Source organism: Streptomyces sp. NPDC004629 (genome assembly GCF_042873595.1).
In the GTDB taxonomy this organism is placed as follows: domain Bacteria; phylum Actinomycetota; class Actinomycetes; order Streptomycetales; family Streptomycetaceae; genus Streptomyces.
In genome coordinates, this window is record NZ_JBIALO010000005.1 from 165,338 (window position 1) to 189,523 (window position 24,186).

Annotated in this window: 19 protein-coding genes; 7 read left to right on the forward strand and 12 right to left on the reverse strand. The window is 72.2% G+C overall.

The features are described from left to right. Positions 1-365 precede the first annotated feature (365 nt). Positions 366-1,568 carry an amino acid deaminase/aldolase gene (locus ACFYTE_RS09615; RefSeq protein ID WP_388707181.1) on the forward strand — a complete coding sequence of 401 codons (1,203 nt, stop codon included), beginning with the start codon at positions 366-368 and terminating at the stop codon, positions 1,566-1,568. 4 nt (positions 1,569-1,572) lie between these two features. On the opposite strand, the gene ACFYTE_RS09620 is transcribed toward ACFYTE_RS09615, so the two are convergent. The 4 genes from ACFYTE_RS09620 to ACFYTE_RS09635 form a co-directional block, all read right to left on the reverse strand. Next, positions 1,573-2,484 (reverse strand): DUF2510 domain-containing protein, encoded by a 912-nt coding sequence (locus ACFYTE_RS09620; protein WP_388707600.1) that lies wholly within the window; start codon positions 2,482-2,484, stop codon positions 1,573-1,575. A 74-nt stretch (positions 2,485-2,558) separates the two neighbouring features. After that, entirely contained in the window at positions 2,559-3,350 is a 792-nt protein-coding gene (locus ACFYTE_RS09625) for a 3-oxoacyl-ACP reductase (protein WP_388707183.1), read from the reverse strand. Next, positions 3,347-4,720: an aldehyde dehydrogenase family protein gene (locus tag ACFYTE_RS09630; protein ID WP_388707603.1), complete on the reverse strand. Its 1,374-nt coding sequence runs from the start codon at positions 4,718-4,720 to the stop codon at positions 3,347-3,349. Before ACFYTE_RS09630 ends, ACFYTE_RS09625 begins: the two co-directional genes overlap by 4 nt. Before the next feature lie 65 nt (positions 4,721-4,785). Beyond that, positions 4,786-6,144, reverse strand: coding sequence for a glutamine synthetase family protein (locus ACFYTE_RS09635; RefSeq protein ID WP_388707185.1), 1,359 nt, complete (start codon positions 6,142-6,144; stop codon positions 4,786-4,788). An 85-nt stretch (positions 6,145-6,229) separates the two neighbouring features. Between ACFYTE_RS09635 and ACFYTE_RS09640 the strand changes: the two genes are divergently transcribed. Together ACFYTE_RS09640 and ACFYTE_RS09645 are read left to right on the forward strand one after the other, a co-directional pair. Beyond that, entirely contained in the window at positions 6,230-6,967 is a 738-nt protein-coding gene (locus ACFYTE_RS09640; protein ID WP_388707187.1) for a FadR/GntR family transcriptional regulator, read from the forward strand. Between the two features lie 569 nt (positions 6,968-7,536). Further along, entirely contained in the window at positions 7,537-8,223 is a 687-nt protein-coding gene (locus tag ACFYTE_RS09645) for a gamma-glutamyl-gamma-aminobutyrate hydrolase family protein (protein WP_388707189.1), read from the forward strand. A 7-nt stretch (positions 8,224-8,230) separates the two neighbouring features. On the opposite strand, the gene ACFYTE_RS09650 is transcribed toward ACFYTE_RS09645, so the two are convergent. Continuing rightward, positions 8,231-9,151, reverse strand: a complete 921-nt coding sequence (locus ACFYTE_RS09650; RefSeq protein WP_388707191.1) for a LysR family transcriptional regulator — start codon at positions 9,149-9,151, stop codon at positions 8,231-8,233. A gap of 70 nt (positions 9,152-9,221) precedes the next feature. Between ACFYTE_RS09650 and ACFYTE_RS09655 the strand changes: the two genes are divergently transcribed. Beyond that, entirely contained in the window at positions 9,222-10,379 is a 1,158-nt protein-coding gene (locus tag ACFYTE_RS09655) for a TDT family transporter (protein ID WP_388707194.1), read from the forward strand. Here ACFYTE_RS09655 and ACFYTE_RS09660 read toward each other — a convergent pair. The 4 genes from ACFYTE_RS09660 to ACFYTE_RS09675 all read right to left on the reverse strand — a co-directional run bounded on the left by ACFYTE_RS09660 (position 10,291) and on the right by ACFYTE_RS09675 (position 16,079). Further along, positions 10,291-11,010 (reverse strand): helical backbone metal receptor, encoded by a 720-nt coding sequence (locus tag ACFYTE_RS09660; RefSeq protein WP_388707196.1) that lies wholly within the window; start codon positions 11,008-11,010, stop codon positions 10,291-10,293. The two genes, ACFYTE_RS09655 and ACFYTE_RS09660, sit on opposite strands and share 89 nt — an antisense overlap. A gap of 125 nt (positions 11,011-11,135) precedes the next feature. Then, a complete protein-coding gene (locus ACFYTE_RS09665) occupies positions 11,136-11,705 on the reverse strand; it encodes a helix-turn-helix domain-containing protein (RefSeq protein WP_388707198.1) in 570 nt (189 codons plus the stop codon). Between the two features lie 686 nt (positions 11,706-12,391). After that, positions 12,392-15,010 (reverse strand): ABC transporter permease/substrate binding protein, encoded by a 2,619-nt coding sequence (locus tag ACFYTE_RS09670; RefSeq protein ID WP_388707201.1) that lies wholly within the window; start codon positions 15,008-15,010, stop codon positions 12,392-12,394. Continuing rightward, positions 15,003-16,079: a glycine betaine/L-proline ABC transporter ATP-binding protein gene (locus tag ACFYTE_RS09675; RefSeq protein ID WP_388707203.1), complete on the reverse strand. Its 1,077-nt coding sequence runs from the start codon at positions 16,077-16,079 to the stop codon at positions 15,003-15,005. The genes ACFYTE_RS09670 and ACFYTE_RS09675 overlap by 8 nt, the downstream gene beginning before the upstream one ends. A gap of 147 nt (positions 16,080-16,226) precedes the next feature. Between ACFYTE_RS09675 and ACFYTE_RS09680 the strand changes: the two genes are divergently transcribed. The 3 genes from ACFYTE_RS09680 to ACFYTE_RS09690 all read left to right on the forward strand — a co-directional run bounded on the left by ACFYTE_RS09680 (position 16,227) and on the right by ACFYTE_RS09690 (position 19,401). After that, positions 16,227-17,156 carry a 5'-3' exonuclease H3TH domain-containing protein gene (locus ACFYTE_RS09680; RefSeq protein WP_388707605.1) on the forward strand — a complete coding sequence of 310 codons (930 nt, stop codon included), beginning with the start codon at positions 16,227-16,229 and terminating at the stop codon, positions 17,154-17,156. Positions 17,157-17,252: 96 nt separating this feature from the next. Further along, positions 17,253-18,095, forward strand: coding sequence for a siderophore-interacting protein (locus ACFYTE_RS09685; RefSeq protein WP_388707205.1), 843 nt, complete (start codon positions 17,253-17,255; stop codon positions 18,093-18,095). Between the two features lie 352 nt (positions 18,096-18,447). Further along, positions 18,448-19,401: an RluA family pseudouridine synthase gene (locus tag ACFYTE_RS09690; RefSeq protein WP_388707208.1), complete on the forward strand. Its 954-nt coding sequence runs from the start codon at positions 18,448-18,450 to the stop codon at positions 19,399-19,401. A 308-nt stretch (positions 19,402-19,709) separates the two neighbouring features. Here ACFYTE_RS09690 and ACFYTE_RS09695 read toward each other — a convergent pair whose 3' ends face one another. The 3 genes from ACFYTE_RS09695 to tatA form a co-directional block, all read right to left on the reverse strand. Next, positions 19,710-22,562, reverse strand: a complete 2,853-nt coding sequence (locus ACFYTE_RS09695) for a DEAD/DEAH box helicase (protein ID WP_388707210.1) — start codon at positions 22,560-22,562, stop codon at positions 19,710-19,712. A 105-nt stretch (positions 22,563-22,667) separates the two neighbouring features. Beyond that, positions 22,668-23,618, reverse strand: coding sequence for a twin-arginine translocase subunit TatC (gene tatC / locus ACFYTE_RS09700; protein WP_388707213.1), 951 nt, complete (start codon positions 23,616-23,618; stop codon positions 22,668-22,670). A 47-nt stretch (positions 23,619-23,665) separates the two neighbouring features. Next, the gene (tatA, locus tag ACFYTE_RS09705; RefSeq protein ID WP_388707215.1) at positions 23,666-23,956 is read right to left on the reverse strand and encodes a Sec-independent protein translocase subunit TatA; all 291 of its coding nucleotides are present in this window, start codon (positions 23,954-23,956) and stop codon (positions 23,666-23,668) included. Positions 23,957-24,186: the final 230 nt, after the last annotated feature.

Below are 24,186 nucleotides of genomic sequence, written 5' to 3' on the forward strand. Positions count from 1 at the left end.
TCCCGGTGGGCTTCGAGGGGGCCGGGGGGATCTCGGGGGTGTCCGTGGGGGCGGGGCGCGGGGGGATCGGGGCGTGGCGCGCTTCCGTGCTCATGCACCCCCCGTTTCCTCGTCCCCGGGCCGTCTCCTCGGTACGCGGGTCGTCCTGCTCCTCACCCGGGCCCGCCGTCGGTCCGTCCCGGGCACGCATACCCGCACGGACGCGACGGCATCCCGGCGCGGTGCCGCGGCCGACGGCGTCGCGTCGTGCGTGCGCGTCACTCTACGGGTTGTTCCACGGCGAACGGGAACCAGTCCGCGACGCCGTGGCATCTGCCCGGAACGTCCCCCTACCCTGCGGTAATCCAGTCTGGCAGGCTGCGTCCATGACTGCGCGCGCCGCCGACCGGGCCCGTTACGACCGGGCCACCGCCCACCTCGACGCCCCTGTCGCGATCGTGGACCTGGACGCTTTTGACGCCAACGCGGACGACCTCGTACGCCGGGCCGGCGGGAAGCCGATCCGGGTGGCCAGCAAGTCCGTGCGCTGTCGCGCCCTGCTGGAACGCGTCCTGGCGAGGGACGGTTTCCAGGGCATCATGTCCTTCACCCTGGCCGAGTCGCTGTGGCTCGCGCGTTCCGGGTTCGCCGACGTCCTGCTCGCCTATCCGTCCGCCGACCGGTCGGGTTTCGCCGAGCTGACCGCCCATCCCAAGCTGGCCGCCGCCGTCACCGTCATGATCGACGACCCGGCCCAGCTGGACCTCATCGACGCCTCCCGCGCCGGCGGCGGTGAAGTCGTACGCGTCTGCCTGGAGTTGGACACGTCGCTGCGGCTGCTGGGCGGGCGGCTGCGGGTCGGGGCGCTGCGTTCGCCGCTGCACTCCCCCGACCAGGTCGCCGAGTTGGCGCGCGCGGTGGTGCGGCGCCCCGGTTTCACGCTCGTCGGGATCATGGCGTACGAGGGCCATATCGCCGGCGTGGGTGACTCCGTCGCCGGTCGTCCGCTGCGGTCGCGGGCCATCCGTCTGATGCAGGCGACCGCGCGGCGGGAGCTGGCCGAGCGGCGGGCCGCCGTGGTGCGGGCCGTCCGGGCGGTGGCGCCCGGCCTGGAGTTCGTCAACGGCGGCGGCACGGGCAGCGTGCAGCACACGGCGGCCGAGGCCGCCGTCACCGAGGTCGCGGCCGGTTCCGGACTGTATGTGCCGCGCCTGTTCGACAACTACACGTCGTTCACCGCACGACCGGCCGCGCTGTTCGCGCTGCCGGTCGTGCGCCGGCCGGGCGTCGGCGTGGTCACGGTGCTCGGCGGGGGCTATCCGGCCTCCGGTGCGGCCGGCGCGGACCGGCTGCCGGTGCCCTGGCTGCCGCAGGGGCTGCGCTACGACCCGCAGGAGGGGCCGGGCGAGGTGCAGACGCCGCTGCTCGGTGCGCCCGCCGACGACCTGCTCGTCGGCGACAAGGTGTGGTTCCGGCACGCCAAGGCCGGTGAGTTGTGCGAGCGGTTCGAGACGGTGCATCTGGTCGAGGGGGACAGGGTGACGGCGGCCGTGCCCACCTATCGGGGCGAGGGCCATACGTTCCTGTGACGGGTCAGTTCGACGGGCCGAGGCTGCTGCCGACGCCGCCGCCGGTGTCCGCGTCGCCCACCGCCCGGATGCCGCGGGTGATCTCGTCCATGTCGGACAGCGGGGGCCCGTCGGGGCCCGCGTCGAAGACGAAGCGGACGACGACGGGCGCTTCGGTGCCGACGCTGGACGGGAAGGCCAGCGACTGGACGTAGCCGCCGGGCCCCTTGGCCGTGGTGACCCGCCAGCGCACGTAGTACCCGCTGCGGCCGGCGACCGCGATCTGGCCCGAGGCGACGCGCCGATGGGATGTGATGCCGCCGAAGGGCCGCTGCCCGATGGCGTTCTCCTCGAAGGCGGCGTCCGCGGCCTCGGTGATGTCCTGCTTGGCGAGCGCTTCGGGCGAGGTCCCGCCGGTGACGCTCGCGGTGCGGGTGCTGACCAGGCCGTGCCGGCACAGGCCGACGCCGGCCGGGCAGTCGTAGGTGCCGTCGGTGGTCATGACGACGTCGTCGTCGGCGACGTACTGCGGGCGTTCCCAGCCGTCGGGCAGCGGCAGCGTGATGCCGTTGAGCTGGTCGACGACCGTCGCGGGGTCGTCGCCGGCGGGCCCGGAGGCCGACGGCGTTTCGGACGGTGACGGCGAAGCGGGCCGCGGGTCGCTCGTGGTGGGCGTGGCCGCGGTGTTCGCCTCGGTGGAGCCGTCGCCCTCGCGGTCCGTGCGGAGCACGAGGGCGCCGGTCACGATCGCCGCGATCAGCACGGCGCCCGCGGTGACCAGCGCGACCGCCTTCGCCCGCCGGGAGGCACGGTCCGGGGCCGCCGGCGGGACGGGCGCTCCGGGCGCGCGGCGGTGCTCGGTCCAGGCGCTGCCGTCCCACCAGCGCTCCAGCTGCGGCGCGTTGGGGTCGGGGTACCAGCCGGGCGGCGGCGTCATGCTCATCCGGGCACTGTAGGCCGCGCGCCCGATGCGCGTACACGGTGTCCGGCCCGCGGGCGGGCGCGGTCCGGTCAGAGCGGTGTGACGTACGCGCCGGAGATTCCGCCGTCCACCAGGAAGTCACTGGCGTTGACGAAGGAGGAGTCGTCGCTCGCGAGGAAGGCGACGGCGGCGGCGATCTCCTCGGCCTCCGCGAACCGGCCGAGCGGGATGTGCACCAGGCGGCGGGCGGCGCGCTCCGGGTCCTTGGCGAACAGCTCTTGCAGCAGTGGGGTGTTGACGGGGCCCGGGCACAGCGCGTTGACCCGGATGCCCTCCCGGGCGAACTGCACGCCGAGTTCGCGGGACATGGCGAGCACCCCGCCCTTGGAGGCGGTGTAGGAGATCTGTGAGGTGGCCGCGCCCATACGGGCCACGAAGGAGGCGGTGTTGATGATGGATCCCCGGCCCTGGCGGCGCATGTAGGGGATGGCGGCCTTGCAGCACAGGTAGACGGAGGTGAGGTTGACCTCCTGGACGCGCTTCCATGCCTCAAGGCCGGTCTCCAGGATGGAGTCGTCGTCGGGCGGGGAGATGCCGGCGTTGTTGAAGGCGACGTCGACGCTGCCGTAGGTGTCGTACGCCGTCTTGAACAGCGCCTCGACCTGCTCGGGGTCGGTGACGTCGACCTTCACGAACAGCCCGCCGACCTCGTCGGCGGCGGCCTTGCCGCGGGTCTCGTCGATGTCGCCGCAGACGACGTGGGCGCCCTCGAAGGCCAGTCGGCGGGCGGTGGCGAGGCCGATGCCGCTGCCCGCTCCGGTGACGACGGCGGTACGGCCGACCAGCCGGCGGCAGATGATCTCAGGGGTCTCGGCGGTCACTGTGCGGGGCCCTCCGTGCTGATGAAGACGTTCTTGGTTTCGGTGAAGGCGGTCAGGGCGTCCGGGCCCAGTTCGCGGCCGAGGCCGGACTGCTTGAAGCCGCCGAACGGGGTCCAGTAGCGGACGCTGGAGTGGGAGTTGACGGACAGGTTGCCGGCGCGGACGGCCCGGGAGACGCGCAGGGCGCGGCCGAGGTCCCGGGTCCACAGGGAGCCGGCCAGTCCGTAGGGGGTGTCGTTGGCGAGGCGGATGGCGTCGGCCTCGTCGGTGAAGGGCAGCAGGACGGCGACCGGGCCGAAGATCTCCTCGCGGGCCGCCACCGAGTCGGGCCGCTCGCCCGTGAGCACGGTCGGCGGGAACCAGTAGCCGGGCCCCTCGGGCGCGGTGCCGCGCAGGGCGGGGGCGTCCGCGGGCACGAAGGACCGTACGCGGTCGCGTTGCCGTGCGGAGATCAGCGGGCCCATCTGGGTCTTCGGGTCGGCCGGGTCGCCCACCACGACGGCTGCCAGCGCGTCCGCCAGCAGCTCGCGGACCTGGTCGTGGACCGGCTCCTGCACCAGGATCCGGGTGCGGGCGCAGCAGTCCTGGCCGGAGTTGTCGAGGAAGGAGAACGGGTCGACGGCGGCCTCGACGTCGGCGTCGGCGAAGACGATGTTGGGGCTCTTGCCGCCGAGTTCGAGGGTGACCGGCTTGACCAGGCGGGCGCACCGCTCCATGACCTCGCGGCCGGTGCGGGTGGAGCCGGTGAACACGATCTTCGCCACGTCCGGGTGGTCGACGAGCGCGCGGCCGGCGATGTGCCCGTGTCCTGGCAGCACCTGGAACAGGTGCTCGGGCAGGCCCGCCGCCAGGGCGAGTTCGGCGAGGCGGAGCGCGGTGAGCGGGGTGGTCTCGGCGGGCTTGAGGACGACGGCGTTGCCCGCGGCGAGGGCGGGGAAGCAGCCCCAGGCGGCGATGGGCATCGGGAAGTTCCAGGGCGCGATGACCCCGACCACGCCCAGCGGCTCCTGGAAGGTGACGTCCCAGCCGCCGGGTACGGGGATCTGCCGGCCGAGCAGGCGTTCGGCGCCGCCGGCCGCGTACAGCAGCAGGTCGCGGGCGTTGCCGGCCTCCCAGCGTGCGGTGTCGAGCAGATGTCCGGCCTCGCGGACCTCCAGCCGCGCCAGTTCCTCGATGTGGGTGTCGACGGTGTCGGCGAAGCGGCGCAGCAGCCGGGCCCGGTCGGCGGGTGCGAGGGCGGACCAGCGCCGCTGTGCCGTCGCGGCCCGTGCGACGGCGGCGTCGACGTCGGCCGCGGTGGCGGCGGGGACGGTGGCGACGACCTCTTCGGTGGCGGGGTTGCGCACCTGGAGTTCGGGTTCGGTGGACAGCTCGTCGTACGAGTCGTAGGGGTCGTACGAGTCGGGCCGGTTGCACGAGTCGGACACAGTGGGCCTCACATGCGTTCGAAGGAGCGGCGCAGTTCCCAGTCGGTGACGGCGGCGTCGAAGGCGTCCAGTTCGACGCGGGCCAGGTTGTGGTAGTGGTCGACGACCTCGTCGCCGAAGGCGGCTCGGGCGATCGGGCTGGCCGTCCAGAGCGCGGCGGCATCCCGCAGGGTGGTCGGGACGTGCTCGAAGCCGGCCGTGTAGGCGTTGCCCGGACAGGGCGGTGGCAGTTCAAGTTTCCGTTCGATGCCGTACAGTCCGGCGGCCACCAGGGCGGCGACCGCGAGGTGCGGGTTGACGTCGCCGCCGGGCAGCCGGTTCTCGAAGCGCAGGGAGCGGCCGTGGCCGACCACGCGCAGGGCGCAGGTGCGGTTGTCGTGGCCCCAGGCGACGGCGGTCGGGGCGAACGAGCCGGGCTGGAACCGCTTGTAGGAGTTGATGTTGGGGGCGTACAGGAGGGCGAAGTCACGCAGGGCCGCCAGCTGTCCGGCGAGGAAGTGCCGCATGACATCGGTCATTCCGTCGGGCCCGGCCATCGCGCCCGCGCCGTCGGCGTCGGCGAGCGAGAGATGGATGTGGCAGGAGTTTCCCTCGCGCTCGTTGTACTTGGCCATGAAGGTGATCGACACGCCTTCCTGGGCGGCGATCTCCTTGGCGCCGGTCTTGTACACGGCGTGCTGGTCGCAGGTGACCTGGGCCTCGTCGTAGCGGAAGGCGATCTCGTGCTGGCCGGGGTTGCACTCGCCCTTGGCCGACTCGACGGTGAGGCCGGCGCCGGCCATGTCGTTGCGCAGGCGGCGCAGCAGCGGTTCGATGCGGCCGGTGCCGAGGATGGAGTAGTCGACGTTGTACTGGTTGGCCGGGGTCAGCCCGCGGTAGCCCGCGTCCCAGGCCTGCTCGTAGGTGTCCTTGAAGACGATGAACTCCAGCTCGGTGCCGACCTGGGCGGTGTACCCGAGCCCGGCCAGCCGCTCCAGTTGACGGCGGAGGATGTGGCGGGGCGCGGCGGCGACCGGGGAGCCGTCCGCCCAGGCGAGGTCGGCGACGACCAGGGCGGTGCCCGGGTGCCAGGGGATGCGGCGCAGGGTGCTCAGGTCGGGGTGCATGGCGAAGTCGCCGTAGCCGCGGTCCCAGGAGGACATGGCGTAGCCGTCGACCGTGTTCATCTCGGTGTCCACGGCGAGCAGGTAGTTGCAGCCCTCGGTGCCGTGGTGCAGGACCTCGTCGAGGAAGAAGCGGGCGGCGAACCGCTTGCCCTGGAGCCGCCCTTGCATATCGGGGAAGGCCAGCACGACAGTGTCGATCTCACCGCTCGCGACGAGAGCGTGCAGTTCCTCGACGCCGAGCGGGGGTGTGCGGTCTGCCACGGCAGAGCCTCCTTCGGCTTCTTCGGCCGGCCGGGAGCCATAAGGTATTGCCGAGAACCATTGGTTGGGAAGGGGGCACGACCGGATGGCGCGGGACACGCGGCGGGGGAGGCCGGACGACCGGCTCGCGCCGGTGCTGCGGCCGGTGCGGGCGGGCAACGGCTTCGAGGAGGCACTGGAGCAGATCCTGCAGATCGTGCGGCTGGGCCTGGTGCCGTGCGGCGAGCGGCTGCCCGCCGAACGGGAGCTGGCGCAGCGGCTGGGGATCAGCCGGGTGACGCTGCGCGAGGTGCTGAAGGTGCTCCAGGACCAGGGGCTCGTGGAGTCACGGCGCGGGCGCTACGGCGGCACGTTCGTGCTGCCCCGGACGAACGCGGGCGGCGAGGACGAGCTGCGGCGCCGGGTCGCCGCGGTCGACATCGACGACGTGCTCAGGTTCCGGGAGGTGCTGGAGGTGGGCGCGGCGGAACTGTGCGCGGCGCACACACCGGCCGGCGAATCCGAGGAGCGGCTGCGGGCGGCACTGGCCCGCACCCACGACGCGCCGCTGGCCGAGTACCGGCGGCTGGACACCCTGCTCCACCTCACCCTGGCCGAGCTGTCCGGCTCGCCGACGCTGGCCGCGCAGTACGCGGCCGTCCGGGCGACGGTCAACGACCTGCTGGACTGCATCCCGCTGCTCGTCCGCAACCTGGAACACTCCCAGCGCCAGCACACGGCCCTGGTCGAGGCGGTCCTGGACGGCGACGCGACCGGCGCCCGAAACACGATGCGAGAGCACTGCGCGGGAACAGCGGCCCTCCTACGGGGCTTCCTGACCTGAGACCGCGTCGAGCAGCCAGCCGGGCCCCGGAGACAGAGAGCACGCCAAACACAGGCGCCCTCACAGCCCCGCCCGGCACGCCCCCCGGACGGACGCCCGCGACGCCGCCGCCCGGGTACGACCGCCAGGCCCTGATCGCTGGGCACCCGCCCCGCACACACCCATCCCCCACGGGCCCCACCAACACGCCCCCGCCCGCCACCCGCACCGGGCCCCACGGGCCAAAAGACGGCGCGTCCCCGCAGAGCCCCCTCCGCACGCACCGGCCCCACCACACACGCCCACCCGCGCCCGCGCCGGGCCCACGGGGCCAAAAAGACAACCCGTCCCCGCAGAGCCCCCTCCACACGCACCCGCCCCACCACACACGCCCACCCGCCCGCGCCCGCCACCCGCGCCAGGCCCCACGGGGCCAAAAGACAACGCGACCCCGCAGAGCCCCCTCCGCACGCACCCGACGCACCGAACACAGGCATCCGCCGCGGCGGTGTCGGGGTGGGGCTTGCCTGGGGGTGGGTTCGCGGTAAAGGTGTGTGTGCTAGCCATTGGGGGGAGCGGAGGAGGGTGCCATGGCGGGTCGGCCGTTGATCGGGATCAGTACGTATCTGGAGTCCGGGGCGCGCTGGGGGGTGTGGCAGCTGGAGGCGGCGCTGCTGCCGGCCGGTTATCCACGGCTGATGCAGCGGGCCGGCGGGCTGGCCGCGATGCTGCCGCCGGACGGACCCGAGCAGGCCGCGGCCACCGTGGCACGGCTGGACGCTTTGGTGATCGCGGGCGGCCCGGACGTCGAACCGGTCCGCTACGGCGCCGTCACCGACCCGCGGACCGGTCCACCGGCCCGCGCCCGCGACGCCTGGGAACTCGCCCTGATCGACGCCGCGTTGGCCGCGGACGTGCCGCTGCTCGGGATCTGCCGGGGCATGCAGTTGCTGAACGTCGCGCTCGGCGGCACGCTGGTGCAGCACCTGGACGGGCACGCCGAGGTGCCGGGGGTCTTCGGCCGGCACCCGGTCAAGCCGGTGCCCGGCACCCGGTACGCCGGCATCGTCCCGGAGGAGACGTCCGTACCCACCTTCCATCACCAGGCCGTGGACCGGCTCGGCAGCGGGCTCGTGGCGTCGGCGCACGCGACGGACGGCACGGTCGAGGCGATCGAGCCCCCGGGGCCCGGCAGATGGGTGCTGGGGGTGCAGTGGCATCCGGAGATGGGCGAGGACCTGCGGGTGATGCGGGCGCTGGTGGCGGCGGCCGGCTGAGCCCCGCTCAGCCGCGGGTCAGCGACAGCAGTTCCCGGGCCGGTCCCGTCGGCCGGTGCCCGGTCCGCCAGACCGCGCGCAGGTCACGGCCGAGGGACATGTCCCGTACGGGGATGCGGACCAGGCGGCGCAGGCCGAGTTCTTCCCGTACCGCCAGCTCGCTCAGGACCGCGGGCCCGGCGCCGCTGACCGCGGACGCCTTGACCGCTGTGGTGGAGGACAGCTCGATCAGCGGGCGGGCGAGCCCGCCCAGGGCGGCGTCCAGGACCTGGCGGGTGCCCGAGCCGCGTTCGCGCAGGATCAGCGGGGTGGTGGCCAGCTCCTTCGGGGCCAGCGGGCTGCGGCGGCGGGCCCAGGGGTGCGCGGGTGCGGTGACGACGATCAGATGGTCGTGCGCGATGACCGCGGAGTCCAGTCCGGCGGGGACCGTGAGGCCCTCCACGAAGCCGAGGTCCGCCTCGTCCGCGAGCAGCCGTTGGGCCACCGCCGTCGAGTTCCCGGCCAGCAGGGAGACCGCCGTGTCCGGGCGTCCCGCGCGCAGGGCCAGCAGCCAGCCCGGCAGCAGATACTCGGCGATGGTCATGCTGGCCGCCACCCGCAGCCGCGAGTCGCGCCGGTCCCGCAGCGCCTGCGCGCCCACGTCGAAGGCTTCGGCCGCCTCCACGATCCGCCGCGCCCAGTCGGTCACCAGCGCCCCGGCGTCGGTGAGCCGGGAGCCACGCGGCGAACGGTCCACCAGGGCCACGCCCAGCTGCCGCTCCATGGAGCGGATCCGGCTGCTGGCCGCCGGCTGGGTGACGCCCAGCTCCCGGGCCGCGGCACCGAGGCTGCCGGTGCGCGCCACCGCCAGCAGCAGTTCCAGCGCGCCGAGATCGGGCACCCGATGGGACAGCGATCCCGGCCCGCGCCGCTCCTCCGTCTCACTCATAAGACCAGCTTATGCCGTCATAGAGACGGACTCCCTGGTGATCGTCCGCGCCCCGCGTGACGGTGGACCCATGGTCATCGCAGCCCAGCCCCTGGTCCCCCGCCGCGCCCCGCGCGTCCGTCACCTCGGCCCCAACTGGTACGCCGCCGTCATGGGCACGGCGGCGGTCGGCTCGGCCGGCGCCGCGCTCCCCTGGCATACGGGGCCGCTGCGCACCGGCTGCACCGCCGTGTGGGCCCTGTCGCTCGCCCTGCTGGTGGCCCTCCTCGCCGCCCGCGCCCTGCACTGGGCGTACCACGGCGACCAGGCCCGCGACCATCTCCTCGACCCGGCGACGGCGCCCTTCTACGGCTGCCTGTCCATGGCGCTGCTCGCGGTCGGCGGCGGTGCCATGGCCGTCGGGCGGGACTGGCTCGGCGCGGCGGGCGCCGTGGCCCTGGACGCCGTGCTGTTCGTCGCCGGCACCGTCGTGGGGCTCGCGGCGGCGGTGGCGGTGCCGTACCTCATGGTGGTACGGCACCGGATCGAGCCCGCTCAGATCTCCCCGGTGTGGCTGCTGCCGCTCGTCGCGCCCATGGTGTCGGCCGCGCTCGGCCCGCTGCTCGTGCCGCATCTGCCGCCCGGGCAGCCCCGGCAGACCCTGCTCCTCGCGTGTTTCGCCCTGTTCGGGCTCAGCCTGCTCGCGACCCTGCTGATGCTGCCCCTCGTGTTCGCCCGGCTGATCGTCTCGGGTCCGCTTCCCCTCGCGCTGACCCCGACGCTGTTCCTGGTGCTGGGACCGCTCGGCCAGTCCACCACCGCCGTGGGTGCCTTCGCGGATGTCGCGCCGGGGGTCGTGGCGGCCCCCTACGACCGCGGGTTCGTGGTGCTCGCCGTCCTGTACGGGGTGCCGGTGACGGGTTTCGCGCTGCTGTGGCTGGCGTTCGCCGCGGCCCATGTGGCGCGGGCCAGGCGGCGCGGCATGGGGTTCACGATGACCTGGTGGGGGTTCACCTTCCCGGTGGGCACCTGTGTCACCGGTGCCGCCGCGCTGGCCCGGCACACCGGGCTGGCCGCCTACGACTGGCTGACGGTCGGCCTGTACGGGGTGCTGATCGCCGCCTGGGCGGCCGCCGCCGTGGGCACGGTGCGCGGGCTGGTCAGCGGTGAGCTGCCCGCAGCGCCCCGGACAGCACCCGCGGCGCCTCGGCCAGCGACGGGCCGTACCACGTCAGATGCCGTCCGCTGACCAGGGCGCAGGGCAGATCCGGGAAGGCCTCGGGGCCGTCGTCGGCCGTGAAGCGGTACGGCTCGTCGGGCAGCACGACGAGGTCGGGCGCGGCGGCCCGCAGCTCGTCCAGCGGGATACGCGGATAGCGGTCGGCGTGCCCGGCATGGACGTTGTCCACGCCGAGGCGGGCCAGCACGTCGCCCGCGAAGGTGTCCCGGCCGAGCACCGTCCACGGCCGTCGCCAGATCGGCACGACCGCCGTCACGCGCGGCGCGGGCACCGGCAGCGCGGACCAGGTGTCCTCGGCCTCGTCCAGCCAGCGGGGCCGGGTCGTGGCGCCGCACGCGGTCAGCACGCGGGCCAGTTCCCCGAAGGCCTGCGGCATGTCACGCACCTCGGTGACCAGCACGGTGAGGCCCGCGGCGCGCAGCGCGTCCAGGTCGGGGGCACGGTTCTCCTCCTCGTTGGCGATCACCAGGTCGGGGGCGAGGGCGATGATCCGGTCCACCCGCGGGTTCTTGGTGCCGCCGACGCGGGTGACGGGGAGGTCCGCCGGGCGGACGCACCAGTCGGTGGCACCGACCAGGACGCCGGGAACGGTCTCGGCGACCGCCTCGGTCAGGGACGGAACGAGGGAAACAACACGCATCACACGCCCCACGGGAAGCCCACGCCCGACAGGGGCACGGGGAACCTCGCGACCGGCCACGACGCTGCCGGAGCCGGCAGCAGGCGCGTCACCCGCCGGACCCCGGCCAAGGTCACGCGCACTGTTCAGCGGGGCCGGTCGTGGACGGCCTCGATGTGTTCGGCCACCGCGACGACGATCACGCGGGTGTCGGGGACCGTGGCGCGCCAGCGGTGGCGCACCCCGCCCGTGAGGTAGAGGGTGTCGCCGCGGCCCAGGCGGTAGGCGCGGCCCTCGGCCTCTATCTCCACCGCGCCGTCGGCGACGTACAGCAACTCGTCGTTACGGTGCTGGAATTCACGGCCCGCGTCGTGGTCGCCGGTGAACTCGGAGGCGTGCAACTGGTGATGGCCGCGCACCAGCGAGCGCACTCGGGGGGCGAAGTCGGTCTCGGCGACCTCGCCGCGCACGACGTCGACGCTGCACGCCGGGTCGGCGGCGGCGAGGAGTTCGACGGCCGTGGTGCGCAGCGCGTCGGCGACCTTCTCCAGGGAGCCGGTGCTGGGGCGTGCCCGGTCGTTCTCGATCTGGCTCAGGAAGGGCACGGACAGGCCGCTGCGCTCCGCCACGACGGCGAGGGTCAGCTCCAGCGCGCGGCGCCGCCGCCGGACGGCCGCGCCCACTCGGACAGGCTGTTGTTCCTTGTGGTCGCCCATCGCTCCGGCTCCCTCCTCCGCTCGTCGTGCCGCCGCCTTCGGGGCCCGACGCCGGGCCCCGTTGCCCTGATGGGTTCTCTGCACCCTACGCATGTTCGGCAAACCGTTTCATGCGGCCGTCACATCCACGTCACGTCGGGTAAGCACGACCCTCACGGTTCGCGCCAGTGCGCGGGCGGTCCGCCGCTCGGTCCGGCCGACCGCGGGACGGTGGGCCCATGGCGACCAGCTCCCGGGGTCGTGGCGCGACCGCTGACCCTAGATCAGCACGGGATCGCGCCCTTTATCTTCAATGCGCCGGAGTCTTCCGGTGTTCCCGGCCCGCGCCCCGGATCCGCACCGTGCGGCGGAGCCGCTGGTCAGGGCGGGTGCGGCGGGCGTCAAAAGGGGCGTGGGCCGGGCCGGCGGGCGGCCGGCCGAACGACCGGGCGGGGGGCGCGGTCCGCCGTATGCGAGGTCGACGGCCCGGCAGGCGGCTCGGGCGGGGCCGTGGCGCTCCGTGGTTGGCCGGATCCTTCCCGTGGGCGGCGACCACGGCGGGCCCGGCGCCGCAGGGGCCCAAGAAACCGGAGAAGCCGGAGAAGCCGGAGAAGCCGGAGAAGCCGGAGAAACCAGATAAAGGGGGAAAACGGCCGGAGCGGTGGCCACGCCTTCGACGCGGCCACCGCTCCCTTCGCGGGCGGGCCTCAGACCACGGGTGCCAGCTTGTCCTCAAGACCCGGCTGGGCGTCCAGCCACTGCCGTGCGGACGCCTTCTCGTGCCCGGCGCCGCCCTTCTGTATCGCGACCTCCAGGGAGGCGAGCTGCTCCTCGGTGAGCTTGAAGTCCTTCAGCCAGCGGGACAACTCCGGGAAGTCCTGGCTGAACGTCTTCTTGCCGACGATGTGGATCCGCTCGCCCTTGCCCCAGGCGCCCTCGGGGTCCTGGAGCTTCTTCAGGTCGTACTTCCCGTACGCCCAGTGCGGCGACCACAACGTCACCACCACCGGCTCACGCTTCTTGATCGACCGGTCCAGCTCCGCCAGCATCGACGACGTACTCGACGACACCACCTTGTACTCACGCTCCAGCCCATAAGCCTTCAGGACCTTGCTGTTCAGCGTCCCCATCATCCCGGCACTCGCCTCAATACCGATGATCTTCCCGCCGAACTTCTTCCCCTGACCCTTCAGATCGGCCAGCGAATCGATCCCCTTCACATACGAAGGAACCGTCAACTCCAACGAGGTCGGCCCATACCACGACCCCAGATCCTCCAGCCGCGAACCGTACTTGTCCCAGTACGCCTTGTGCGTCGTCGGCAGCCACGAGTCCAGTTGGACGTCCATCTGCCCCTGGGCGAGGGAACTGTAGAGCGGGCCCGGGTCCAGCTGTTTGAGGGTCGGCTTGTAGCCGCGGTCCTCCAGGATGTTCTGCCAGAGGTAGGTGCTGGCGATGGCCTCGTCCCAGGGGAAGTAGCCCATGTTGACGGTCTTGCCCGCGTCCTTGCCCTGCTTCTTTGCGCCGCCGCCGGGCACGGGGGCGAGCCGGTCGACCAGGCCGGGGTCCTTCTTCAGCCAGGCGCGCACGCCGTCCTGCTCATGGCCCTGTCCGGCGTCCCGGATGTCGTTCTCCAGACCGGTCAGCTGCTGCTCGGTGAGCTTGAAGTCCTTCAGCCACTGCGCGGCGACCGGGTCGTCGGAGCTGAAGCCCTTGCGGGCGACGGTGTGGATCTGCTCGCCCTTGCCCCAGGCGCCCTCGGGGTCCTGGAGCTTCTTCAGGTCGTACTTCCCGTACGCCCAGTGCGGCGACCACAACGTCACCACCACCGGCTCACGCTTCTTGATCGACCGGTCCAGCTCCGCCAGCATCGACGACGTACTCGACGACACCACCTTGTACTCACGCTCCAGCCCATAAGCCTTCAGGACCTTGCTGTTCAGCGTCCCCATCATCCCGGCACTCGCCTCAATACCGATGATCTTCCCGCCGAACTTCTTCCCCTGACCCTTCAGATCGGCCAGCGAATCGATCCCCTTCACATACGAAGGAACCGTCAACTCCAACGAGGTCGGCCCGAACCACGACCCCAGATCCTCCAGCCGCGAACCGTACTTGTCCCAGTACGCCTTGTGCGTCGTCGGCAGCCAGGCGTCGGTCTGGAAGTCGAGGTCGCCGCGGGCCACGCCGGAATAGAGCGGGCCGGGGTCGAGCTGCTTGACGTCGGTCTCGTAGCCCCGCTGCTCCAGCAGTTCCTTCCACAGGTATGTGGTGGCGGTGCCCTCGTCCCAGGGGATGTAACCGATGTTGATCCGCTTGCCCTTGCCGACGTCGGTGCTCGAACCGGCCTCGGCGTCGCCGGAGCCGACCAGGTTCAGGCCGCCCGCGACCAGCGCGAGCACGACGACACCGACGACCGCGACCGCGCCGGCCGGCCGGTAGTGGGCGAACCGCGCGCGTCCCACCAGGGCCGAGACCTTGGCCGCCGCGCGCCGGCCCAGCGGGGACACCCGCTCGCCCAGGGCGCCGGTCATACGGTCCAGGTACATGGCGAGGATGACCACCGCGACCCCGCTCTCCGCGGCAAGACCCACCTTGAGCTGGGTGATCGCGGAGTACACCTGCTCGCCGAGGCCGCCCGCGCCAGCCATGCCGCCGATGACCACCATCGACAGGGCCAGCATGATGACCTGGTTGACGCCCGCCATGATGGTCGGCAGGGCCAGCGGCAGCTGGACGCGCAGCAGGATGTCGCGCGGGGTGGTGCCGAACGCCTCGGCGGCCTCGACGAGTTCACCGTCGACCTGACGGATGCCGAGTTCGGTCATGCGGACGCCCGGCGGCATCGCGAAGATGATCGTCGCCAGCAGACCCGGGGTGGTGCCGACGCCGAAGAACATCACGCCGGGGATGAGGTAGATGAACGCCGGCATGGTCTGCATGACGTCCAGCACCGGCCGCAGCTGGGCGCTGACGCGCCTGCTGCGCGCGGCCCAGACGCCGAGCGGAATGGCGATCACGACGGTGATGACCGCGGCCACGAGCACCAGGGACAGCGTGTCCATGGCGTCGTCCCACAGCCCCAGCGAGTCGATCAGGGCGAGCCCCACGAAGGCGAGGACACCGGGCAGCAGACCGCGCAGCCAGGCGGCGATCACGGCGAGGATGCCGGCCAGCAGCAGCGGTTCGCCGCCGCTGAGGACGGTGTCCACACCGCTGTACATGCCGTCGAGCACGGCGTTGACGATGTCGAAGACCCAGGTCAGATGGGACTGCAGCCAGTCGACCGCGGTCTCCACCCAGTCGCCGAAGTGGATCCTAGGCACGGGTGGCCACCTTCCCGCCGCGCGGACGACAGGGCGCGGGCTCGCCCTGCTCGTCGCCGAGGAATCCGACGAGGCGGTGCCGCGGCACGACGCCGACGAGGACGTGGTCGCGGTCGACGACGGCGACCGGGTGGTTCACACGGGCGCTGATCGCGCACAGCTCCGTAAACGGCGTGTGCGGGGTGGCGGTCTCGCAGTCGCAGTCGGCCTCGTCGCCCCGGACGTCGGTGTCCATGACGGCGGCGGCGGTCAGGACGCGGGCGCGGTCGACGTCCTTGGTGAACGAGGCGACGTAGTCGTCGGCGGGGCGGACGAGGATGTCCTCCGCGGTGCCCACCTGGACGATCCGGCCGTCGCGCATCACGGCGATCCGGTCGCCCAGGCGCATGGCCTCGTTGAGGTCGTGGGTGATGAAGACGATCGTCTTCTTCAGGCTCTTCTGCAGCTCCAGCAGCTGGTCCTGCATGTCACGGCGGATGAGCGGGTCGAGCGCGCTGAACGACTCGTCCATGAGCAGCAGGTCGGCGTCCGTGGCGAGGGCGCGGGCCAGGCCCACGCGCTGCTGCATGCCGCCGGACAGCTCGTCGGGCCAGGACTTCTCCCAGCCGGCCAGGCCGCACAGGGCGAGCGCCTCGTCGGCGCGGCGATCGCGCTCGGCGCGGGGCACGCCCTGCACGCTCAGGCCGTAGGCGGCGTTGTCGCGGACGCTGCGGTGCGGGAACAGCGCGAAGTGCTGGAAGACCATGCTGATCTTGCGCGAGCGCAGCTCGCGCAGTGCGCCGTCGGGCAGCGACGTCAGGTCCTGGCCGTCGAAGCTGACGCGCCCCGCGGTGGGCTCCGACAGGCCGTTGAGCATGCGCAGCAGGGTGGACTTACCGGATCCGGACAGCCCCATCACGACGAAGATCTCGCCCGGTTCCACCTGGAAGGAGGCGTCGATGACGGCGGCGGTGGTGCCGCCGGCGCGCAACTCCTCCCGGTCGGCGCCCAGCCGGAGTCGTTCCACTGCATCGTCGGGTCGTCTTCCGAACACCTTGTAGAGATGTTCGGCCTCTAGCCTGGGTGACACGCGTACCTCTCGTCTCGGGGGCCGGGGAACAGAGGCCGCGCCTGCCCCGATCCGAGGAGTGCAAACGCCCGAGTGGTCCACTTCACACCACGGGTGGGCGGGGCCGTCGCCGCTGGTCGCGGGCGGGTGTCGGTGCCGTACGGCATGATGCGGGACGTGACCGGACGACTCATGCTCCTCGACACCGCCTCGCTGTACTTCCGTGCGTACTTCGGCGTCCCCGACTCCGTGAAGGCACCGGACGGCACCCCGGTGAACGCCGTGCGCGGGCTGCTGGACTTCATCGACCGCCTGGTGCGGGACCACCGGCCCGACCGGCTGGTGGCCTGCATGGACGCCGACTGGCGGCCCGCGTGGCGGGTCGAGCTCATCCCCACGTACAAGGCGCACCGGGTCGCCGAGGAGCATGCGCAGGGCCCCGACACGGAGGAGGTGCCGGACACGCTCTCCCCGCAGGTGCCGGTCATCGAGGAGGTGCTGGACGCGCTCGGCATCGCCCGGGTGGGCGTCGCGGAGTACGAGGCGGACGACGTGATCGGCACGTTCACCGCGCGCGCCGCGGGCCCGGTCGACATCGTCACCGGCGACCGCGACCTGTACCAGCTGGTGGACGACGCGCGCGGGGTGCGGGTGCTGTACCCGCTCAAGGGAGTGGGCACGCTCCAGCTCACGGACGAGGCCGTACTGCGCGGGAAGTACGGCGTCGACGGCCGGGGGTACGCGGATCTGGCGCTGCTGCGGGGCGACCCGAGCGACGGGCTGCCCGGGGTGCCCGGCATCGGTGAGAAGACGGCGGCGAAGCTGCTCGCCGCGTTCGGCGACCTGGCCGGGATCATGGCCGCGGTCGACGACCCGAAGGCCGGCCTGACCCCGTCGCAGCGCAAGCGTCTGGACGAGGCCAGGGCGTATGTCGCGGTCGCCCCGACGGTCGTCCGGGTCGCCGCCGACGTGCCGCTGCCTGACGTCGACACGGCGCTGCCGCGCGCCCCGCGCGACCCGGCGGGCCTGGAAGCGCTGACGGCGCGCTGGGGGCTGGGCGGGTCGCTGCAACGGCTCCTCACCACGCTCGCCGGGTGAGCGGCGTCCGGGCGCTGTTCCGGACCGCGTTCCTGTCGGCCGCAAGCGCATGGTGCTAACTTAGGTAAACCTAAGGGAAGTGACAGGGAGGCAGCCATGGCAGAACGTCCGGCACGGAGGGCGCGGAAGCCCCACTCCGCGCAGGTCATCCGCACCGAGCGGCTGACCCCGCACATGCAGCGGGTCGTGCTCGGCGGTGCGGGGCTGGCCGAGTTCGCGGCGGACACCTGCACCGACCACTATGTGAAACTGCTGTTCCCGGTGGCGGGCGCGGCCTATCCGGAGCCCTTCGACCTGGAGCGGATCCGCGCGGAGTTCCCCCGTGAGCAGTGGCCGGTGACCCGGACGTACACGGTGCGTGACTGGGATGCCCAGCACCGGGAGATGACCCTGGACTTCGTGGTGCACGGCGACGAGGGTCTGGCCGGTCCGTGGGCGCTGCGCGTGCGGCCCGGCGAGACCGTGTGGTTCATGGGCCCCGGCGGCGCCTACGCGCCCGACGCGAGCGCGGACTGGCATCTGCTGGCCGGCGACGAGAGCGCGCTGCCCGCGATCGCCCGCGCCCTGGAGACGCTGCCTGCCGGTGCCCGGGCCCATGCCTTCGTGGAGGTGTCCGGGCCGCAGGAGGAGCAGAAGATCGACTCCGACGTGACGGTCGCCTGGCTGCACCGCGGGGACCGGCCGGTCGGCGAGGCCCTGGTCGAGGCCGTACGGGCGCTGGAGTTCCCGGCGGGCCGGATGCAGGCGTTCGTGCACGGCGAGGCGGGCTTCGTGAAGGAGCTGCGCCGGCTGCTGCGGGTCGAGTACGCGATCCCCCGCGAGGATCTGTCGATCTCCGGCTACTGGCGGCTGGGGCACGACGAGGACGGCTGGCAGGCGTCCAAGCGGGAGTGGAACGCCCGCATCGAGGTGGAACAGGAGGGCACCGCCGCCGCATGACGACCGCCGCCACGACCGGCTGAGCCCGACAACCGCCACCCCGCCACCTCTCCCCCGCCCGCGGCGACCCGCCCCGACAACCACATCGCCCCGGGCCGACCGGATGTCGACTCCGTCGCACCACGCCGTCTCTGCTCCGACGACGGCCGAGCCTGCCGACCACCCGGCTCAGCACATCGCCACCTCCCCACCGCCACTACGAGGGCGCGGGGCCGGCCACCGGGCCTGGGCGGTGCGCGGGCGGCGGGTCGCAGGCGTCGCGGACGCCCAGGAACCGGCCGAGGCCGCCGGCCTTCGCGCGGCGCCGAGGCCGTCGGACACGCGCGGGCGGCGCCCCGTACGCTGGGCCGTGATGAGACGAAGGACCCGCATCCCGCCCGCTCCGCTGCCCGCGCGCGACGGCGTGGACCCCGTGCGGGTGCGGCTGCCCGCAGCGGGGCCCTGGGAGACGGTGCGCGCGCATCTCGTGGCGCGGCTGTCCGGTGCACCGCCCGGCATGGTCGACGGGATGCTGGCGGCCGGCCGGATCGTCACGGCCGACGGGCGGCCGGTCACACCCGACGATCCGTACGTGCCCGGCATGTATGTGTGGTTCCACCGGGAGCTGCCCGCCGAGGTACCCGTGCCGTTCGAACTGGAGGTCGTCCACCGGGACGCGCACCTGGTCGTCGCCGACAAGCCGCACTTCCTCGCCACGACCCCGCGCGGCGGCCACATCGTTCAGACGGCGCTGACGCGGCTGCGCCGGGAACTGGGCGTTCCCACGCTGTCCCCGGCGCACCGCCTGGACCGGCTGACGGCGGGGCTGGTGCTGTTCACGGTGCGGCCCGAGGAGCGCGGCGCCTACCAGTCGCTGTTCCGCGACCGGCTGGTGCGCAAGGAGTACGAGGCCGTCGCCCCGTACGATCCCGCGCTCGCCCTGCCCCGGACGGTGCGCAGCCGGATCCTGAAGGAGCGCGGGGTGCCGGCCGCGCGGCAGGTCGCGGGTGAGCCGAACGCGGTGACCCGCGTCGAACTGGCCGATGTCCGGGTTCGCGACGCGCTGGCCCGCTACCGGCTGACCCCGCACACCGGGCAGACACATCAGCTGCGGGTGCACATGAACGCCCTGGGCGTGCCGATCCTCGGCGATCCGCTGTATCCGGTGGTGACCGGCCCCGGGCCGGCCGGTGACTTCCGACGGCCGTTGCAACTTCTGGCGCGGCGGCTGGAGTTCACCGATCCGGTCACCGGGGCGGAGCACCGGTTCCACAGCGCGCGAACGCTCACGGCCTGGTCCGCGTACCCGGAATGGACCGCAAGCTGACCCGGCCGCTCCAGCACGCGAGACCACCCCACCCACACCCCAAAGGAGCGCGGGGAACTACGCAAACAACCCCACACAACCCGCACCCACACTCCCGGCAGCCACGCCCCAAAGGGGCGCGGGGAACTGCGCGAACAACCACACACAACCCGCACCCACTCCCCGGCAGTCACACCCCCAAAGGGGCGCGGGGAACTGCGCGAACAACCACACACAACCCGCACCCACACCCCCGGACAGCCACCCCCAAAGGGGCGCGGGGAACTGCGCAAACCGCCAAAACCGCCCCGCACCCACCGGCCCAACCGTCACCCCACCGACGAATAGGCCACCACACCCCGCAGCAACTGCTCCACCGCCTTACGCGCACTCTTGGCCACGGTCGAGCCCTCCGCAGGAGCCGCCGCAGAGATCTGCCCGAGCACATCGATCACCTGCTTGCACCACCGCACGAAGTCCCCGGCCGGCATCTCCGCCTCGCGCAGCACCTCGTCCAGGCCCGTACCGGAAGCCCACATATAGGCGGCCCAGGCGAAACCGAGATCGGGCTCGCGCTGCCCCACCCCCTCGGTCTGGGTGATCCGGAACTCCTCCTCCAGACCGTCGAGCCGCCCCCAGATACGGACCATCTCGCCGAGCACCGCCTTCGCCCGGCCCGAGGGCACCCGGGGCGCCAGCGCATCGTCACCGACCCGCGCCTCGTACACCAACGCCGAGACACAGGCCGCGAGTTCGGCGGGCCCCAGCCCCTCCCAGACCCCCTCGCGCAGACACTCGCTGGCCAGCAGGTCGAGTTCGCCGTACAGCCGGGCGAGCCGCTTGCCGTGTTCGGTGACCTCGTCGCCCCGCAGGTAGTCGAGTTCGGTGAGCAGCGCCACGATCCGGTCGAAGGTCCGCGCAATCGTGTTCGTACGCCCCTCGATACGGCGCTCCAGCTGCGAGGTGTCGCGCAGCAGCCGGTGGTAGCGCTCCGCCCAACGGGCGTGGTCCTCACGGTCGTTGCAGCCATGGCAGGGGTGCGCGCGGAGCGCGGTGCGCAGCCGGGCGATCTCCCGGTCGTCGGCGGCCTGCGCACGCTTCTTGCGGTGCCGCTCCGGCGGAATGTGCCCCGCCTTGCTGCGCAGCGCGGACGCCAGGTCCCGACGGGACTGCGGCGAACGCGGGTTGAACGTCTTCGGGATGCGCATCCGCTCCAGCGGCTCGACCGGCACCGGGAAGTCGATCGACGCCAGCCGCTTGACCTGCCGTTCGACGGTGAGGACGAGGGGCCGCGGCCCGTCGTGGTACTCGAAGCCGCGGTGGCCGTTGGAGCGTCCGGCGGGCAGGCCGGGGTCGAGCACCAGGGCCAGGCCCGCGTACTTGCCGGTGGGCACATGGATGACGTCGCCAGGCCGGAGCTTCTCCAGGGCCACGGCGGCCTCGGCACGCCGCTGGGCCGCACCCTGCCGGGCCAGTTCGTTCTCCCGGTCCTTCAGTTCACGACGCAGTCGCGCGTACTCCTCGAAGTCGCCGAGGTGGCAGGTCATGGACTCCTTGTAGCCCGAAAGACCTTCCTCGTTGCGCTGCACCTGCCGGGAGATCCCGACGACCGACCGGTCCGCCTGGAACTGCGCGAAGGAGGTCTCCAGCAGTTCGCGCGAGCGGTGCCTGCCGAACTGCTCGACCAGGTTGACCGCCATGTTGTACGACGGTTTGAAGCTGGAGCGCAGCGGATAGGTGCGGGTGCCCGCCAGGCCCGCGAGGTGTTCGGGGCTCATGCCGCGCTGCCACAGCACCACCGCATGGCCCTCGACGTCGATGCCGCGCCGGCCGGCCCGCCCGGTGAGCTGCGTGTACTCGCCGGGGGTGATGTCGGCGTGCTGCTCGCCATTCCATTTGACGAGCTTTTCCAGCACCACCGAGCGGGCCGGCATGTTGATGCCGAGCGCCAGGGTCTCGGTGGCGAAGACGGCCTTCACCAGGCCGCGCACGAACAGTTCCTCGACGACCTCCTTGAAGGTGGGGAGCATGCCCGCGTGGTGGGCGGCGATGCCCCGCTCCAGGCCCTCCAGCCACTCGTAGTAGCCGAGGACATGCAGGTCCTCGCGGGGGATGGAGGCGGTGCGCTCCTCCACGAGGTCGCGCACCCGCTGCCGGGCCTCCTCGTCGTTGAGCCGCAGACCCGCGTACAGGCACTGCTGGACGGCGGACTCGCAGGCGGCCCGGCTGAAGATGAAGGTGATGGCGGGCAGCAGGCCCTCGGAGTCGAGCCGTTCGATGACCTCGGGGCGGCCCGGCGTCCACACCCGGGAACGCTGCCGCCGCTCCCGCTCACGGTCCGCCTCGCGCATCGCACGGCCGCGTCTGCGGTCCTGGTAGGAGGGTCTGCTGGCCTCCATTCGGGCGAGCCGGGCGAGGTCGGGGTTGACCGCCTTCTTGTGGCCCTCGCCTTCCTCGAACAGGTCGTACATCCGGCGTCCGGCGAGCACATGCTGGAACAGCGGCACCGGCCGGTGCTCGGAGACGATCACCTCCGTGTCACCGCGTACGGTGTCCAGCCAGTCGCCGAACTCCTCGGCGTTGGAGACCGTCGCCGACAGCGAGACCAGGGTGACCGACTCGGGGAGGTGGATGATGACCTCCTCCCACACCGCGCCACGGAAGCGGTCGGAGAGATAGTGCACCTCGTCCATGACCACATGGCCGAGGCCGAGCAGGGTCCGGGAGCCCGCGTACAGCATGTTGCGCAGCACCTCGGTGGTCATCACGACCACCGGGGCGTCGGAGTTCACGCTGTTGTCGCCGGTGAGCAGGCCCACCTTGTCGGAGCCGTAGCGGCGGCACAGGTCGGCGTACTTCTGGTTCGACAACGCCTTGATGGGTGTCGTGTAGAAGCACTTCTTGCCCTGGCGTAGCGCGAGGTGGACGGCGAACTCGCCCACGATGGTCTTCCCGGAGCCGGTGGGGGCGGCCACCAGCACGCCCTTCCCCGCCTCAAGCGCCTGGCAGGCCTCGATCTGGAAGGGGTCGAGGCCGAAGTCGTACATCTCGCGGAAGGACGCGAGCGCGGTGGCCTGCTCGGCTGCCCGCCTGCGGGCTGCCGCATACCGCTCGGCCGGTGAGAGGTCCTCTGTCATCGTGCTTTCGAGCGTACCGGGCCGCACTGACAACAGGACGATCATTATCCGGATCGCGGGATGTACGCCGGGCGCACCCGGGCGCCGCACACGCGGCTGCCCGCGCCGTTGCGGGCGCGGGCACCCTCACCGTTCGTGGGACGCGAACGCTCAGGTCACGTCGTCGTAGCCGTTGACACGGTCCGTGCTCGACTGCTCGGGCAGCGCACGGCTGGCGGAGACCGTCTCGACCTCACCGATGTCCTCGGGCGTCAGATCCAGGTCGGAGGCCTCGTCGTCGGCGGGGCCCGCGGCCTCGCGCCGCCGCCTGCGCCGGTCGTTGAGCAGGGAGAAGGCGACCGCGACGAAGTACAGCAACCAGATCGGCCCGGCGAGCGACAGCATGGAGACGGGATCGGTGCTGGGCGTGGCCACGGCCGCGAAGACCGTGATGCCCATGATCATGGCCCGCCACCAGCCGAGCATGCGCTTGCCGGTGAGCGCGCCGGTCAGATTGAGCATGATCAGCAGCAGGGGCAGCTCGAAGGACAGACCGAAGACGACCACCATGCGCGTGACGAGTTGCAGCAGGTCGTCCAGCGGCAGCAGGTTCTCCACGTCGTTCGGCGTGAACTGCATCAGCACCTGCGCCGTGGTGGGCAGCACCCGGTAGGCGAAGTACGCGCCGCCGAGGAACAGCGGGGCACCGGTGCCGACGAACGCGTAGGCGTACTTCTTCTCGTGCCCGTGCAGACCTGGCGCGACAAACCCCCACAGCTGGTAGAGCCAGATCGGCGAGGCGAGCACGACGCCCGCCGTCAAGGAGACCTGCAGGGCCAGCGTGAACGGGGCGAGGAGGCCGTTGATGGTGATCCGCGCGCACTGCTGGGTGTCGTCGCTCGACCGGGCCAGTTCCTCGAAGGACTTCCCGCAGCCGACCGAGTCGAGGATCGGCTTGGTGAGGAAGTTGATGATGTCGTTGTAGAAGAAGGCGGCGACGACCGTGACGACGACGATGGCCAGAATCGCCTTCGCGAGCCGGTTGCGCAGCTCACGAAGATGATCCGCAAGGGGCATCCGCCCCTCGGGATCCTTCTCCTTCTTGCGGGCAGGCTTGGGCAACCCACGTCCTCATCTCGTGCGGCGGGCCGGGAGCTTCCGGACCTGCGTCAGCGCTTGGTGGTGTCCGACGGCTCGGTGACCGGCCGCGAGCTGGTCACGTCGCCGGGGGCAGCCTGGATGGTGCGCTGGGCCGAGGACTGCTCGTCGGAGCTGGGGGTCTGCGCGGAGGCGGCGGTGTTGTTGCCGCCGTCATCCTTCATCGCCTTGGCCTCGCTCTTGAGGATGCGGGCGGACTTCCCGAGCGAGCGGGCCATGTCCGGAAGCTTCTTCGCGCCGAACAGCAGGACGATGACGACGAGGATGAGAATGATCTCGGGGGCTCCGAGCCTTCCGAACATAAGTCTTTACCTTCTCACCGAGGCGGCTGGGTGGGGTGCTGTCCGACCCTTCGGACATGTGCCCGAAGGACCGTGCTGACAGCGATCGTAACGCTCAGGGGTGAACGCGAGGCAATCCCTGTGCGTACTCCCGGTCCGCGGTACGGGCCTCGTTCTGCGCACCGCGACCAGCAGCGTACCCGCCGGAACGGGCAGCGTGACAGGGCGAAGTGACACATACCGCGTCCGGT